Genomic DNA, 13,446 nt, shown 5'->3' with positions numbered 1-13,446 from the left:
CATCTCTTCGGCGTCTTTGGTATAATCGGGCGTCATGACAGCGCTCGAAGACAGACTGCGCCTGAAGGCCCGTGCAGAAGGCTTCGCCCAATTGCGCATCGCCGATCCGTCGGCCGCCGCAAAGGCCGGTCAGCGGCTTCAGGAGTTTCTGTCCTTCGGGTACCAAGGCGACATGGGATGGCTCAAGGAAACGGCCGAACGGCGCGCCGATCCGCTGGCGCTCTGGCCCGCGGCGCGCTCGGCCATCATGCTCGCCATGAGCTATGCGCCCGACATCGATCCGCTGCAGAGGCTCGAGGCCAAGGACTCAGGCGTCATCTCCGTCTATGCGCTGGGGCGCGACTATCACGACGTCGTCAAGGGCAAGCTCAAGCATCTGGCGCAATGGCTGGCGCGCGAGACGGGGCAAGGCGTCAAGGTCTTCGTCGACACGGCACCCTTGATGGAGAAGCCCTTGGCCGAGGCCGCGGGCCTCGGCTGGCAGGGCCGGCACACCAATCTCGTCTCGCGCGAGCTCGGCTCCTGGTTCTTTTTGGGCGCCATATTGAGCGCGGCGGAGCTCGCCCGCGACGCGCCTGAAAGCGATCACTGCGGCTCATGCCGCGCCTGCCTCGATATCTGCCCGACCAGGGCTTTCCCCAAGCCCTATCAGCTCGATGCGCGCCGCTGCATCTCCTATCTCACCATCGAGCATAAGGGCCATATCGACCGCGAATTCCGCGAAAGCATCGGCAACCGCATCTATGGCTGTGACGACTGTCTGGCGGTGTGCCCATGGAACAAATTCGCCCAAACTGCCCGCGAGTCAAAGCTTCAGGCGCGTGACGACCTGGTGGCGCCCAAGCTCGCCGATCTCGCCCGCCTCGATGACCAGGCCTTCCGCAAGCTGTTTTCGGGCTCACCCGTGAAGCGCACCGGTCGCGATCGCTTCATCCGCAATGTGCTGATCGCCATCGGAAATTCGGGTGACCGGTCGCTGGCCAAGGAAGCAGAGCGGCGGCTCGACGATCCTTCCGCTCTGGTACGCGCCATGGCGGTATGGGCGCTCGCCCGCCTGCTGCCCGCTGCCGACTTCGCGGTCTTGCGCGCCAGGCATGCTGTCCAGGAAACAGATGACGCCGTCAGCGCCGAATGGCAGAAGGCCTGAATGTCCCATCTCTTCTGCTTCGGTCTCGGTTACTCGGCGCTAGCCCTGTCGCTGCGCCTCGCGCCGCAAGGCTGGACCATCACCGGCACCAGCCGCTCCGGCGATGACGGCGCCATCGCCTTCGACGGCACGAGGCCGCTTCCCAATGCCGTCTTCGACGGCGTCACCCATCTCCTGATCTCGGTGCCGCCAGGCGAGAGCGGAGATCCCGTTCTCACCTGCCACCGCGACGACCTGGCGCGGCGCGCTCCGTCATTGCGCTGGGTGGGCTATCTTTCGACCACCGGCGTCTATGGCGATCGCCACGGCGAATGGGTGGATGAGACATCGCCGCTGGCGCCCTCGACGGCGCGCGGCGAGCGCCGGCTTGCCGCCGAGACGGCGTGGCGGAAGCTCGGCCTGCCGCTTCACATCTTCCGCCTGGCCGGCATCTATGGTCCGGGACGCAACCAGCTCGTGGCGCTTCGCGACGGCACGGCGAAGCGCATCGTGAAGCGGGGCCAGATCTTCAGCCGCATCCATGTCGCGGATATTGCCGGCGTCCTCGCGGCCTCGATCGAAAAGCCGCATCCGGGCCGGGCCTACAATGTGTGCGACGACGAGCCCTGCCCGCCGCAGGACGTCGTCACTTTCGCGGCCGAGCTTCTGAACGTGCCGGCACCGCCCGAGATCGCGTTCGATGACGCCGATCTCTCGCCCATGGCCCGAAGCTTCTATGCCGAATCGAAACGCGTCTCGAACCGGCGCATCAAGGACGAGCTCGGCTACAGGCTGATCTACCCGAGCTACCGCGAGGGGCTCAAGGCGTTGCTCGCGACGTTGTCCAGATAGTCCGCTGCCGGATGTCAGCTGATAACCCTTCGACTACGAAGCCGATTCCACGTGCCCGTATCAATTCACATAGGAATGTCAGGCGTGCTCGAGATTGTTCGTCTTGGATTTACCGCGCTTCGGAAAGGTAAGTTCGACCGGCTGGCCGAGCTTCTCGAGGAAATCGATCAGCATTTCCATTGAAAACAGGTGGATTTTTCCCTGCTGAATATCGGAGACTCGCGATTGTCCAACGCCCAAGTGGCGAGCGGCCTCTACCTGGGTCCACTTCTTGGCTTTCAGTCGCTCTTGCACCTTCATCAGGAGCACGGATTTCCTTTCCATTCTCCGCGCTTCGACTGGATCTTTGATCAGAGCGTTCCAAACACTCCCGGTCGTTATGCGACCCACATCAAACCTCATTCTTTCTTTCGACGACCCTTCGTCGTCTTCTTCATCTTACGGGCAGCTGCCATAGCCGCCTCAACCTCACGATACGCCGCCCGCCCCTTTTCAATGTCCCGCTGCGACGTCTGTTCCGTCTTCTTATGGAAGCAGTGAAGAACATGGACCAAGCCCGCGATCTTCACGACATACATGACCCGGTAAGCACCGGCTTCGGCGAAGATTCTTATCTCTCGCACACCTGGTCCGACATTCGGCATCGGCTTCCAGTCATCCGGCTCCTCGTCCTGTTGAACCTTCCTTAGTTGAAACCCGGCGGCGTTTATCGCGTCGTCGGGGAATTCCAATAGATCCTCATACGAGGACCGAACCCAGTTGATATCTCGGTCGGCCATTTTTCTTTCCTGTCGCTAAGTCCTGTCTCATGTTCTTTCTCCGTTTCCATTGATTCGCGCTTTTAATTCGCGCACGAATGCATTTATCAAAGTTTTTAGATATTTCAAGAGGCCTTTTTTGCGGCTGTTCAAGGCACTGATGGGACAGCACGAAGGGCCCGATTTTCAGCCGCATCCATGTCGCGGATATCGCCGGCGTCCTCGCGGCCTCGATCGCAAAGCCGCATCCGGGCCGGGCCTACAATGTCTGTGACGACGAGCCCTGCCCACCGCAGGACGTCGTCACTTTCGCGGCCGAGCTTCTGAAAGTCCCAGCACCGCCTGAGATCGCGTTCGATGACGCCGATCTCACGCCCATGGCCCGAAGCTTCTATGCCGAATCGAAACGCGTCTCGAACCGGCGCATCAAGGACGAGCTCGGCTACGAGCTGATCTATCCTACTTATCGCGAAGGACTCACCGCGTTGCTCGTGGATTTGTCAGCCTAGCTCTGCGCCAATTACGTATATACGTTTATTTCGTTGACATTTATACGTCAAGAGCGTACATAACAGCAGATTTGGAGTTTGGATGAATGAACGATTACCCAAAAGACCTATCAGATCTGCTGCCACCCGACCTCGCCGCGCGCGCCGATTTTCCAATCAGCAAGAAATCTCCGATTGGGACGGGACTGTGGCGAAGCCGTGTACCGACAGCCCGCGAGCGCTTGGCCGATGCGATATACCGGAATCTCTATGGTGAAGACCCTGGAAGGAAGAAATACAGTGATCGGTTGACAGAAGCACTCGAGTTCACGCCCGTGGGAGCGTTGCTTCAAGCCTACGACACGGGACGAGCGCTTGGTGAAGGCCGTATTAATGATGGGTTGACAGCAGGCGCGATGGCCGGTCTGCCGCCTGCGAGGAAATTGCCCGTCAATCGTCTCTTTAATCCGAAGCCAAAACCTCAGCGCTCTCTCTTCGAAGATTATCCCAATCGTCCAAAGTTGTATCGGAACGGGGATATCAAGAGAGATATTGAAGGCAGACCATTGAAGGCTATTTATGTCGCGGGAAGAGCACGAGCCGACGAGCCCGACCATGCCCTGACTCCTATCGATATCCAGCGCGTTGGAGAATATGGCATCCAAGGACCAGTGGAAAAGGTTCCGAGCAGCCAGCTCGGACCGGGAAACCTGGGAGAAACCCATCTGATGCTGGGCCGGCCAATGAGAATGAAGGTTCTGGACACACTGCCCAAAGACCAGATGGAGATAGCCACGGCTCATGAGGTTAGCCACGTCGTAGATGCCCTCGCTGGACAAATTCCAACAAAAGGCCTGGGGAAGGAGTTGGATTTTAACTACAGCGCTTTGAGGACGGGTGAAGAGCGCACAGCCAATTTAGTGAGGCCGCAGGATTATGGCTACCGAGGGCGGCACCTCGTTGACCGAGAAAGGATGGCGGAAGCGATCCGCGCCTATATGGTAGATCCGAATTACTTTAAGACGATAGCGCCGAAGACTGCCGCCCGCATAAGGGAGTATGTCTACAGGTATCCGGAGCTTAGAAAAATCATCCAATTCAATAGCCTCGCAGCTGCAGGGGCCGGACTGGCGTTGATGGGTCAAAGCGATGAATCCCAGGCGGCCTCGCAAGGAAATGCCGTCGATGGTGGACACTCCAGTATTGGACCAACAATCCCGTTCGAAGTGGGAGACGGCGCGATAAAAGCCACCGCCAATAGTATCACAGGACTCAGGGGAGCTTTTGCCGGGCGAGACCTCTCAAAGCCCACAGAGCGGAATAATCTCGTACGCGCGCTCCGTGACCTTGAGATCCGGAAAATGCCATACTCCTATGGCGGGCCACGATGAACCCTGGATGGTTGATTCAATTTCCGCAGAGGGGAGGCACATCGCAGCCGATAATGATCGTTCCGCGACCTTCCCACTCCTCAGGAGGTGGACATTGAACTCGCCAAGGACTCCTGCTGATCAAGAGCCAGTTAATGCCAATAATTGGTTTGAAAAGATGCATGCGGCCGTAAGAGCTCAGTCCGGCTGGTGGCGCGACAAGTTCACGCCCGAGGAACTAGAAATAATAGAACGGGAAATGAAGCCCGAAATCGAGTGTGCCCGGAGAGCTGCGATACACGATCTGCCTGGCCCGAGGAGATTTGATGTATTCGTCGATTGAGCAAGGATGCGAAACCTCGGGCAAGCGGTGTAAATCCTGAACACGAATAAGGTAGCGCACAATGCAACAAGATCCCACTGGAGCGCGCAAGGCCGAAGCCTGACGCCAGTATGACTGTTACGCCTCATCATCCAAGCCGGGAACGAGATCGCGTCCGGCCTTGAATTCGATCGTCGATCCCTCGAAGTCGTCGCCGACAGGCTGACAGCGCCCGCCGAGATGAGTTGCGAGAAAGGCTTCCGCCACGGCGGCGAAGGAGCGCCGATTTTCCGGCCTGCCGAAGCCATGGCCCTCATCGGGATAGAAGACATAGGTCACCGGGATGCCCTGCCGCTGCATCGCCGCGACGATCTGCTCGGATTCCGCGGCCTTCACCCGGACGTCATTGGCGCCCTGACCGATCAGCAATGGCCGCACGATGCGATGCACATGATTCAATGGCGAGCGCTCCTCGAGGAAACGGCGGCCGGCCTCGGTAGTGTAGTCGGCCAGCCGCACCTTCCACTCGGATTTCCATGTCACCCAATAGTCCGGAATCGTGTCGAGAAACGTCACGAGATTCGAGATGCCGACGATGTCCACGGCGCAGGCGAATTTCTCCGGCGTGAATGTGAGCCCCACCAGCGTGGCGTAGCCGCCATAGCTCGCGCCCATGATCGCGATCCGGCCGGCATCGGCGATGCCTTCGGCAATCGCCCAGTCGACGGCATCGATCAGATCGTCGTGCATCTTGCCGGCCCATTCGAAATTGCCGGCATTGACGAACGCCTTGCCGAAACCGGTAGATCCCCGGTAGTTCACGCTCAGCACGGCATATCCCCGACTGGCGAGCCATTGGTGATCGGGAATGAGACCCCAATGGTCCCGCGCCCAGGGACCGCCATGCACCAGGAGCACCATCGGCAGGCGCTCACCGCTTGGCGCGTTTCGCGGGCGAGACAGATAGCAGACAAGCTCGAGTCCGTCGCGCGCGCGGACGACGACGGACTCCATCTTCGTAAAGCCCACGTTCTCCCACGCCGGGGCTGAAGAAAACAGCCTTCGAACCTGCCGCTTGTCGCGATCATAATGGAAATATTCCAGCGGCGCGTCGTCAAAGGCATAGGCGGCAATCCAGCTCCGCCGGTCCTGCGATATGCCGGTGACAAAGAGGTCGCCCGGCAATAGCCGGGTGAGATAATCGAAATCCGCCTTGTACTCCGGGTCCAGCACATGCCACCGGGCGCGCTCGACCACATTCCTTGCCGCGATCGGCCGCTGGGCGACGGGATCCAGCAGGAGATCGGTGAAATCGGCGCGGGGATCTTCGGCCAGCACCCGGAGCGCGCCGCTTTCCATATTCTGGACAACGACTGCCGCGGTATCTCGACCGCGGCTGTCCAGCCAGTAAAGCTCGCTTCCGTCGTCACTGAACTCGACGGGACGAACCCCGGACGTATCCTCGGCCGCGATATGGGTGACCGGGTTCCAATCTCCATTCGGGCCGCGTTGCAGATAGTCGAGATCGCCATTGTCGGCCTGCCGGGCGGCAAAACGCACATTGAGTTGCCGGTCGCTGAAATATCCCACGAAGCCGTCATTGACGTGCAGCAACGCGCTGTCCCCGGTCGCGACATTCACGCGCCAGATGTCGAAATACCGCTTGTCCCGCTCATTGTGCCCGATCAGCAATTCGCTGGGGAAATGAGGTGAATCCTGCTGAATGTAGCAGGTCACGCCGGGACCCTGCGTCAGCGACCGGATATCGCCGGTCCGAAGATCGATCCGCCACGCGCGCCAGTTCTCGTCACCGCCCTGCTCGCGGAAAAACACGATATGGCGGTTGTCGTGCATCCAGAGAATCCATGGGCCGAGATTGCGGTCGGCCACATCGGTCACGGGCTGTGCTTTGGTCACATCTCCAAGCGGCGCAACCCAGAGATTGAGGACACCGTTGACGGGCGCGCGGAAAGCGATCCGCGTGCCATCCGGGCTCAGGCGGACGACGCTGCGTTCGGGGTTTGCAAAAATCAGGTGACGCGGAAGCAGCTCGGATTCATGCGCTTCAGTCATGGCGAACTCCTTGCAAAGGTTCACGGGTTGGAAATGTCAGCCCGCAAGCCTGGCGGATGGCGATCTGAACCGGCGCGGGCGGCAGCGCCGGATCAAATTCGCCTTTCGGCAGCAATGGCGGCTGCGCCATGAAGCGGGGACGTGTCCCTTGGTGGGGTTGCGCGGCATGGACAAGGAATGGATGGCACAGATAGACCGTGCCTGCCGGGCCCGTCGCCCGTTCAACCTCACACTCTTCCGTGGAAACGTAGCCCGTGGCAGAGAGCTGCCTGAGCGTCGCGCCCGCTTGGCCATAGGGCAGCAACTGCCGCGCAATGGCGGCATGCGAACCCTTGCGTATCCGCGTGGGCGCATCATCGGACCCGACATCGGAGAACAGGAAGAGCATCAGCAATGCCCGTCCGCTGCTCTTCACATTGACCCGCCATTCCATGAAATCTGCGGGATTGTCGCCGAAACTCATGTCCACATGCCAGCCATCGTCACCCGGAGATTCTGCTGACGGAAAGCGGATCGGAAAGGTTCCGAGGCCCTTGGGCGCAAGCCAACGGTCCACGCCGACGAGTTGATCATAGGCCTTGTGCAAGTCCGGCGTGTTGGCAGCTGCAATGAAGGGAGGCGAAGACTTGGACGCCACACGGACAACGGGTCGAATCCAGTTTTCGGGCGCGTCCGGCGACAGGTCAATATCCGCCCACAGCTCGTCCCTGCATTGCTGCGCAAGCTCGGTGCTGAAGGCACTTTCGATTTTGACGAAACCATCGTCGATGAAGGCCCGGACCTGACTGGAGGTCAGGCCGATAGAATCGGTTTTGGGCATTGCACATTCTCCGTTTCAGCCGCCGCATAAGCGGAGCCGTTTTTTGATCTGATCGGCGCGGATGCGCCGGAACGGCTTGGGCCGTTCAGATCGGCGGGAGGAATGTGGGCATGAACATCATGTTGCGAATTTACACAAGGGCGGCGGACGGAATCAAGACAAGCAGGACAGTGACTCTAATCCGCCGCCAGTTCCTCGGCGGCGCGCCGGATCGCCAGGATATCCTGATCACGTGACAGGCGGTGATCGCCATCCTTGATCAAGATGAATTGCGCATCGGGCGAGCGGATCGCATCGAAGGTCTTGCGACCATGCTGCCAGGGCACATCGGGATCGCGATCGCCATGAAGGATGCGCAAGGGGCAAGCGAGATCGAGACCTTGCGGCAACAAGAGATGCTGTCGCCCGTCCTCGATGAGGGTGCGGGTGATCGGATAGGGCTCGCCATAGAGGCTGGGCCTCAGCCACACGCCGTCCCGCGCGATGGCGCCCAGGGCTTCCGCATTGGCGGCGATCTCGGGTTCCATCAAGGCCTCTGTCATGTCCGCCGCAGGGGCCACCAGGACGAGCCCCTTGATGGAACCGGGGCTCTCCCTCGCCAGCAGCAGGGCCAGATAGCCGCCCATGCTCGATCCGACGAGAATCATCGGGCGATCCCTGGCCAGCGCCAGGACCATCCTCGCTTCCGTGAGCCACAGCGACAGCGTGCCCTCCTCGAACCGCCCTTCCGACGCGCCATGGCCCGAATAATCGAAACGGATGAAGAAGCGGTCGGCGGCTTGGGCCCAGTCCATCAATCTTGTCGCCTTGGTGCCGGTCATGTCGGAATTGAAACCGCCCAGCCACAGGAATCCGGGCTTCCTGTCATCGGGGTGACGGGGCTCATGCCGCTCAAGAGCAATCCGAATGCCGGGACGAGCCTCCATCATTTCGAATTGTAGCATTCTTTTCTCTCTCCTTGACTTGCCCCCCATCTTCACGGTCTATACAGGGCTCGCAACAGCGCCCCGGGGGATTTTGGGATACCCCAGCGCCATCAAGGAGACGACCACCACTTGAGCATACCACCCCGCCGGCCAGCCACTAGCCGCTCGGCTCAGCCCCAGCCGAACAAGGAAGAGGGCCACAAGATCAACAACCGCATCGAGGCGCGCGAAGTCCGCCTCATCGACGCCCAGGGCGAGAATCGCGGCGTCGTCCCCACCCGTCAGGCGCTTATGATGGCCGAAGAAGCCGGCCTCGATCTGGTCGAGGTGTCGCCCGATGCCAAGCCGCCCGTCGCCAAGATCCTCGATTACGGCAAGTTCAAATATCAGGAACAGAAAAAGGCCAACGAAGCCCGCAAGAAGCAGAAGGTCATCGAGATCAAGGAGATCAAGATGCGCCCGATGATCGACGATCACGATTACGACGTGAAGATGAAAGCGGTCAGGCGCTTCTTCGAGGAAGGCGACAAGGTCAAGGTCACGCTACGCTTCCGCGGCCGCGAGATGGCGCATCAGGAGCTCGGCCGGCAATTGCTCGACCGGGTGAAGGGCGACACGGTCGAGATCGCCAAGGTCGAATCGGAACCGCGTTTCGAGGGTCGCCAGATCGTCATGGTGCTGGCGCCGAAATAGCCCGTCTGTTATTGCAAGGGGAGACGTGGACCGCTCCATCGTCACGATGGGGCGGTCTTCATTTGGGGCAACCACCAAGATGAACGATGACAGAGATGCGCACCGCCGCCAGTTGTGGGGTGTTGCGTTCATGTGCGTCGGGGTGTTCGCCTTCACCTTCCAGGATCTCATCATCAAGGGCATTTCCTCGACCTATCCGGCGCATGAGATCGTCTTCATCCGCAGCTTCCTGGCTCTGCCCTTCACCTTGCTGATCGCCTGGTTCGAGACCGGACTTCATCGCCTCAACACGCCGCGCCTTCCCGCTCACATGCTGCGCGGCGCTCTCTTCTTCCTCGCCTACACGCTCTATTACCTCGGCATCGCCGCCCTTCCCCTCGCCATGGCGGTGGCCATCTCCTTTGCCGCCCCCTTGTTCATCACGGCCCTCGCCGGGCCGCTGCTCGGCGAGAAGGTCGGGAAGATCCGCTGGCTCGCCGTCATCTTAGGCTTCATCGGCGTCGTCATCGTCATGAAGGACGGTCTCGGCCAGCTCGAATGGGCGGTGGTGCTGCCGGCGGCTTCGGCCTTCTGCTATGCGCTCGGCCAATTGCACGGCCGCCATATCGGCGCCACCGAATCGGCATCGACCATGTCGGTCTATGTGAATGTCGTGTTCTTCCTGCTGTCGGGGCTTGCCGGCCTCATCATCGGCTCGGGCGAGTTCGCGCAATGGAGCCATCCGAGCCTCGCTTTCCTGCTCCGCGCCTGGATCTGGCCCTCGACCCACGACCTCCTGCTCATGCTGGGCTGCGGGGTCGCCGCGACCATCGGCATCTATTGCCTGGGCCAGGGCTATCGCATGGCGGAAGCCAATCTCGCCGCGATCTTCGAATATACCGCTCTGCCCTGGGCGATCCTCTGGGGCTTCCTGTTCTTCAGCCAGCTGCCGGGCTTTTCGACGCTGGCGGGCGTCGGGCTCGTCGTCTTCGCCGGTATCGTCATCGCCATTCGCGAAAGGCCGCGGCGCACCGCCTTGCGCGGCAACGAGACATAAACCCGATAGAACGTCACCAGCCGCTCATATGGGCCATGGTCCAACTATCGGTTCCCTCATCCTCCCGCATAGTCTAACCTGACGTCAAACAGGCGGGAGGCGGGAACTCCATTTGGAATTGCCGCCGCATCCCTAGAGGGCCAGTGCCATGCGTCGCAGGATAGAACCCGAAGACCGCGAGGCGCATGCTCCAATCGCCACCTCACGGGCCGCGCCGAAGAACCCCATCCGGCGCCTGACCGGCATCGTGTTGCTGTTATGCGCCGCCTTGTTCGTCTACGGCCTGTTCGCCGACCGCTTCACCCCCTATACCGCGCAAGCCACGGTTCAGGCCTATGTCGTACGCGTCGCCGCCGATGTGGCGGGCCGGATCAGCGCCGTCAATGTAATCGACAATCAAATCGTCAGAACCGGCGAGGTCCTGTTCGAGATCGACCGCGAGCGCTATGCGATCGCCGTCGAGACCGCCGAGGCGCAGCTTGCGGCCGCCGGGCAGGCGGTCGGCGCCTCGACGGCAGCACTCGCCTCCGCCGAGGCCAAGCTCGCCGAGGCCGAGGCGAAGCTCACCAATATCCAGGAGCAGACGGCGCGCATATTCGAGATGGTCAAGAAGGGCATCTATGCCAAGGCAAGGAGCGACCAGGCCACCGCCAGCCTGGATGCGGCGATCGCCGATGTCGATCGCGCCAAGGCCGATGTGGAAGAGGCCCGGCAGAATATGGGGCCGCAGGGCGCCGACAATCCGCAGATCCGTCAGGCGCAGGCAGCCTTGCGCAAGGCACGGCGCGACCTCACCGACACGATCGTGCTGGCGCCGTCCGACGGTGTCATCACCAACCTGCAATTGGCCACCGGTCAGTATGTCGCCGTCGGCCAGGCCGTCCTCACCTTCATCGATGCCGAAGTGATCTGGATCGACGCGCAGTTCCGCGAGAACAGCCTCGAACATGTCGCGGCCGGAAACGCTGCCGACGTCGTCCTCGATATCCGCCCCGGTCGCGTCTATCCGGCGACGGTCGAAAGCGTCGGCTGGGGCGTCGACAGCAAGGACATCGATCCCACCACCGGCCTGCCGGTGATCAGGAACGATACCGGATGGATACGCGACGCGCAGCGCTTCGCCGTGCGCGTCCAGTTCGCTCCGGACGAGCAGCCCAAGGGAATCAGGCTCGGATCGCAGGCGAATGTCGTCATCTATACCGGCCGGGCACCGGTGACCGACGCCATCGGGCGGCTGTGGATCGTGCTCGTGTCCTATCTCAGCTATCTCAGCTGACATGGCGGGCGCCAAGGCAGCGGCAAGCGACAAGGGGGCCACCCGCCATATCCTGCGGATCGCCATTGCCGCCACTCTCGCCTTCACCATAGCCGAGCTGGCCAATTGGGACTTCAGCTTCCTCGCCCCGATGCTCGCGGTTCAGCTCCTGGCCTCGGCGCCCAGCGCGCCGTCCTTGCGGCAAGGCCTCGCCATGCCGCTCGTCATCCTGATCGCGACTGCGCTTGCCTTCGGCGTCTCCAGGCTGTTCTCGCTCAGCCCCTTGGTCCTGCTTGCTCTGGTCGGGCTCGTGATCTGCTGGAGCTTCTACGGCCAGCGGCGCGGCGCGCCGGCCGCTATCATGCTGCTGGTCCAGATCGCCTTCTGCTGCATTCCGGTGATCTCGACCATCTCGTTCGATCTCGCCTGGCTGTTCATGATCGAGCTGCTGCGCGGCAGCATTGCCGCCGTCGTCACCGTCTGGATCGTTCATCTGCTCATCCCGTCGCCATCCGCTCCTGAGGCAAGCGCAACACCCGCGCCAAGCCCGGCGGGCCATGAGCCCGCTTTGGCGGCGCGCATCGCCATTTCCGATACCCTCATCCTCTATCCCGTGCTCATCGCCTTCATCGCGCGCGGCGACATCAACAACATCGTCATCCTGATGATCGCGCTCAATCTCCTGCGCGCGGTGGAACCGGAACGCAGCAGCCGCGTCGCGATGGCGATCATCGTCGGCAATCTCCTCGGCGGCGTCGTTGCGATATTCGCTTATCAATTCGTCGTTCTCTCCGGCAGCATTCTCTTCTTCATCCTCATCGTGCTGGCGATGGGCTTGTGGTTCGGCGAGCGGATGGTGCGGGGCGGAGAGCGGGCACCCGTCTACGCCATTGCCTTCACGACCTTCCTCCTGATCCTTGGCCTCGGCATCGCGCCGCTGCCCGGCGGCTCGGAGGAGCTGCTCGCGACCCGCATCATCAAGATTCTCGTGGCGAGCGCCTATACGATCGGCGCGCTCAGCCTCTTCGGGTGGCTGCGCCGGCAGCCTAAATCCCCTGCCAGCCGCGCCATAGGGTGAAGAGAGCGGCGGCGACGAGCAGGAGGCCGGCAATGCGCCCGGACCAGATGGTGAGCGTCGGATTGCCGACCATCGCGTCACGGCCTTTCGCCGCCATTAGGCCGAGCCCGCCATAGACGGTGAGCTGCATCGCCGCCACCATCACGCCGATCACCAGCGCCTGCGTCCATAGGGGTCCGAAACTGGGCTTGATGAATTGCGGATAGACGGCAAGGACGAAGAGCCAGGCCTTCGGATTGAGGATGCAGGTGACGATCGCCTGGGCGAATATCGCGGGCAGCGGCCGTGACGCCAGACCCCTGACCGGATCGACGGTGATCGAGCTCCGGATGAGGGTCCAGCCGATCCAGATCATATAGAGCGAGCCCACGATCAGCATCGGACCATAGAGCTGAGGCACCAGCCGGCTGAAGCCCACGACGGCGAAGGCGCCGAAGGCGGTGTGGAAGGCGCCGCCCAGCATGATGCCGAAAGTGGCGGCGATGCCGGCGGGCCGGCCGCCGGTCAGCGCATTGGCCAGGACGAAGATCATGTCCATGCCCGGCACGATGATGATGCCTGAGAGCAGGATGAAGAATATCCATAGGGCTTCCGGATAGCTCATGTCAGTATGTTCCTCGGCAAGGTCGTTTTACTGCGGTATAAGAGG

At 61.4% G+C, this 13,446-nt stretch carries 13 protein-coding genes and 1 pseudogene; 8 read left to right on the top strand and 6 right to left on the bottom strand.

Translation table 11 applies throughout. From position 1 onward, the window contains the following. Positions 1 to 34 precede the first annotated feature (34 nt). Positions 35 to 1,147 carry a tRNA epoxyqueuosine(34) reductase QueG gene (gene queG / locus DS839_RS35385; protein ID WP_119275271.1) on the top strand — a complete coding sequence of 371 codons (1,113 nt, stop codon included), beginning with the start codon at positions 35 to 37 and terminating at the stop codon, positions 1,145 to 1,147. Then, positions 1,148 to 1,978, top strand: a complete 831-nt coding sequence (locus tag DS839_RS35380; RefSeq protein WP_119275270.1) for an SDR family oxidoreductase — start codon at positions 1,148 to 1,150, stop codon at positions 1,976 to 1,978. A gap of 78 nt (positions 1,979 to 2,056) precedes the next feature. Here DS839_RS35380 and DS839_RS35375 read toward each other — a convergent pair whose 3' ends face one another. Together DS839_RS35375 and DS839_RS35370 are read right to left on the bottom strand one after the other, a co-directional pair. Beyond that, on the bottom strand, positions 2,057 to 2,302 hold the full coding sequence (locus DS839_RS35375; RefSeq protein WP_368912106.1) for a helix-turn-helix domain-containing protein: 246 nt from the start codon (positions 2,300 to 2,302) through the stop codon (positions 2,057 to 2,059). Between the two features lie 74 nt (positions 2,303 to 2,376). Further along, a complete protein-coding gene (locus tag DS839_RS35370) occupies positions 2,377 to 2,757 on the bottom strand; it encodes a type II toxin-antitoxin system RelE/ParE family toxin (protein ID WP_119275268.1) in 381 nt (126 codons plus the stop codon). A gap of 155 nt (positions 2,758 to 2,912) precedes the next feature. On the opposite strand from DS839_RS35370, the pseudogene DS839_RS35365 reads away from it, so the two are divergent. Next, a pseudogene (locus DS839_RS35365) lies at positions 2,913 to 3,245 on the top strand (NAD(P)-dependent oxidoreductase); the annotation flags it as partial. Positions 3,246 to 3,331: 86 nt separating this feature from the next. Next, on the top strand, positions 3,332 to 4,615 hold the full coding sequence (locus tag DS839_RS36805) for a hypothetical protein (RefSeq protein WP_162919016.1): 1,284 nt from the start codon (positions 3,332 to 3,334) through the stop codon (positions 4,613 to 4,615). A gap of 439 nt (positions 4,616 to 5,054) precedes the next feature. On the opposite strand, the gene DS839_RS35345 is transcribed toward DS839_RS36805, so the two are convergent. The 3 genes from DS839_RS35345 to DS839_RS35335 form a co-directional block, all read right to left on the bottom strand. Then, positions 5,055 to 6,989: a S9 family peptidase gene (locus DS839_RS35345; RefSeq protein ID WP_119275264.1), complete on the bottom strand. Its 1,935-nt coding sequence runs from the start codon at positions 6,987 to 6,989 to the stop codon at positions 5,055 to 5,057. Continuing rightward, positions 6,982 to 7,809 (bottom strand): phytanoyl-CoA dioxygenase family protein, encoded by an 828-nt coding sequence (locus tag DS839_RS35340; RefSeq protein ID WP_119275263.1) that lies wholly within the window; start codon positions 7,807 to 7,809, stop codon positions 6,982 to 6,984. The genes DS839_RS35345 and DS839_RS35340 overlap by 8 nt, the downstream gene beginning before the upstream one ends. A gap of 176 nt (positions 7,810 to 7,985) precedes the next feature. Further along, on the bottom strand, positions 7,986 to 8,753 hold the full coding sequence (locus tag DS839_RS35335; RefSeq protein ID WP_162919015.1) for an alpha/beta hydrolase: 768 nt from the start codon (positions 8,751 to 8,753) through the stop codon (positions 7,986 to 7,988). 117 nt (positions 8,754 to 8,870) lie between these two features. On the opposite strand from DS839_RS35335, the gene infC reads away from it, so the two are divergent. From infC to DS839_RS35315, 4 genes are all read left to right on the top strand, one after another. After that, positions 8,871 to 9,428, top strand: coding sequence for a translation initiation factor IF-3 (infC, locus tag DS839_RS35330; RefSeq protein WP_119275289.1), 558 nt, complete (start codon positions 8,871 to 8,873; stop codon positions 9,426 to 9,428). A 79-nt stretch (positions 9,429 to 9,507) separates the two neighbouring features. After that, positions 9,508 to 10,464 carry a DMT family transporter gene (locus DS839_RS35325; protein WP_162919014.1) on the top strand — a complete coding sequence of 319 codons (957 nt, stop codon included), beginning with the start codon at positions 9,508 to 9,510 and terminating at the stop codon, positions 10,462 to 10,464. Positions 10,465 to 10,612: 148 nt separating this feature from the next. Next, positions 10,613 to 11,740, top strand: coding sequence for an HlyD family secretion protein (locus DS839_RS35320; RefSeq protein WP_119275260.1), 1,128 nt, complete (start codon positions 10,613 to 10,615; stop codon positions 11,738 to 11,740). Between the two features lies 1 nt (position 11,741). Beyond that, positions 11,742 to 12,797 (top strand): DUF2955 domain-containing protein, encoded by a 1,056-nt coding sequence (locus DS839_RS35315; RefSeq protein WP_119275259.1) that lies wholly within the window; start codon positions 11,742 to 11,744, stop codon positions 12,795 to 12,797. On the opposite strand, the gene DS839_RS35310 is transcribed toward DS839_RS35315, so the two are convergent. Next, entirely contained in the window at positions 12,766 to 13,401 is a 636-nt protein-coding gene (locus tag DS839_RS35310) for a LysE family translocator (protein WP_119275258.1), read from the bottom strand. The two genes, DS839_RS35315 and DS839_RS35310, sit on opposite strands and share 32 nt — an antisense overlap. Between the last annotated feature and the right edge of the window lie 45 nt (positions 13,402 to 13,446).

It is taken from the genome of Taklimakanibacter deserti, assembly GCA_003574785.1.
This window is presented reverse-complemented; position numbering and strand designations above follow the sequence as displayed.

Excerpts from the sequence above, each read along its gene's own strand:
- queG (WP_119275271.1), top strand. The coding sequence starts at position 35 with ATGACAGCGCTCGAAGACAGACTGCGCCTGAAGGCCCGTGCAGAAGGC.
- DS839_RS35380 (WP_119275270.1), top strand. The coding sequence starts at position 1,148 with ATGTCCCATCTCTTCTGCTTCGGTCTCGGTTACTCGGCGCTAGCCCTG.
- DS839_RS35375 (WP_368912106.1), bottom strand. The coding sequence starts at position 2,302 with ATGGAAAGGAAATCCGTGCTCCTGATGAAGGTGCAAGAGCGACTGAAA.
- DS839_RS35370 (WP_119275268.1), bottom strand. The coding sequence starts at position 2,757 with ATGGCCGACCGAGATATCAACTGGGTTCGGTCCTCGTATGAGGATCTA.
- DS839_RS36805 (WP_162919016.1), top strand. The coding sequence starts at position 3,332 with ATGAACGATTACCCAAAAGACCTATCAGATCTGCTGCCACCCGACCTC.
- DS839_RS35345 (WP_119275264.1), bottom strand. The coding sequence starts at position 6,989 with ATGACTGAAGCGCATGAATCCGAGCTGCTTCCGCGTCACCTGATTTTT.
- DS839_RS35340 (WP_119275263.1), bottom strand. The coding sequence starts at position 7,809 with ATGCCCAAAACCGATTCTATCGGCCTGACCTCCAGTCAGGTCCGGGCC.
- DS839_RS35335 (WP_162919015.1), bottom strand. The coding sequence starts at position 8,753 with ATGCTACAATTCGAAATGATGGAGGCTCGTCCCGGCATTCGGATTGCT.
- DS839_RS35325 (WP_162919014.1), top strand. The coding sequence starts at position 9,508 with ATGAACGATGACAGAGATGCGCACCGCCGCCAGTTGTGGGGTGTTGCG.
- DS839_RS35320 (WP_119275260.1), top strand. The coding sequence starts at position 10,613 with ATGCGTCGCAGGATAGAACCCGAAGACCGCGAGGCGCATGCTCCAATC.
- DS839_RS35315 (WP_119275259.1), top strand. The coding sequence starts at position 11,742 with ATGGCGGGCGCCAAGGCAGCGGCAAGCGACAAGGGGGCCACCCGCCAT.
- DS839_RS35310 (WP_119275258.1), bottom strand. The coding sequence starts at position 13,401 with ATGAGCTATCCGGAAGCCCTATGGATATTCTTCATCCTGCTCTCAGGC.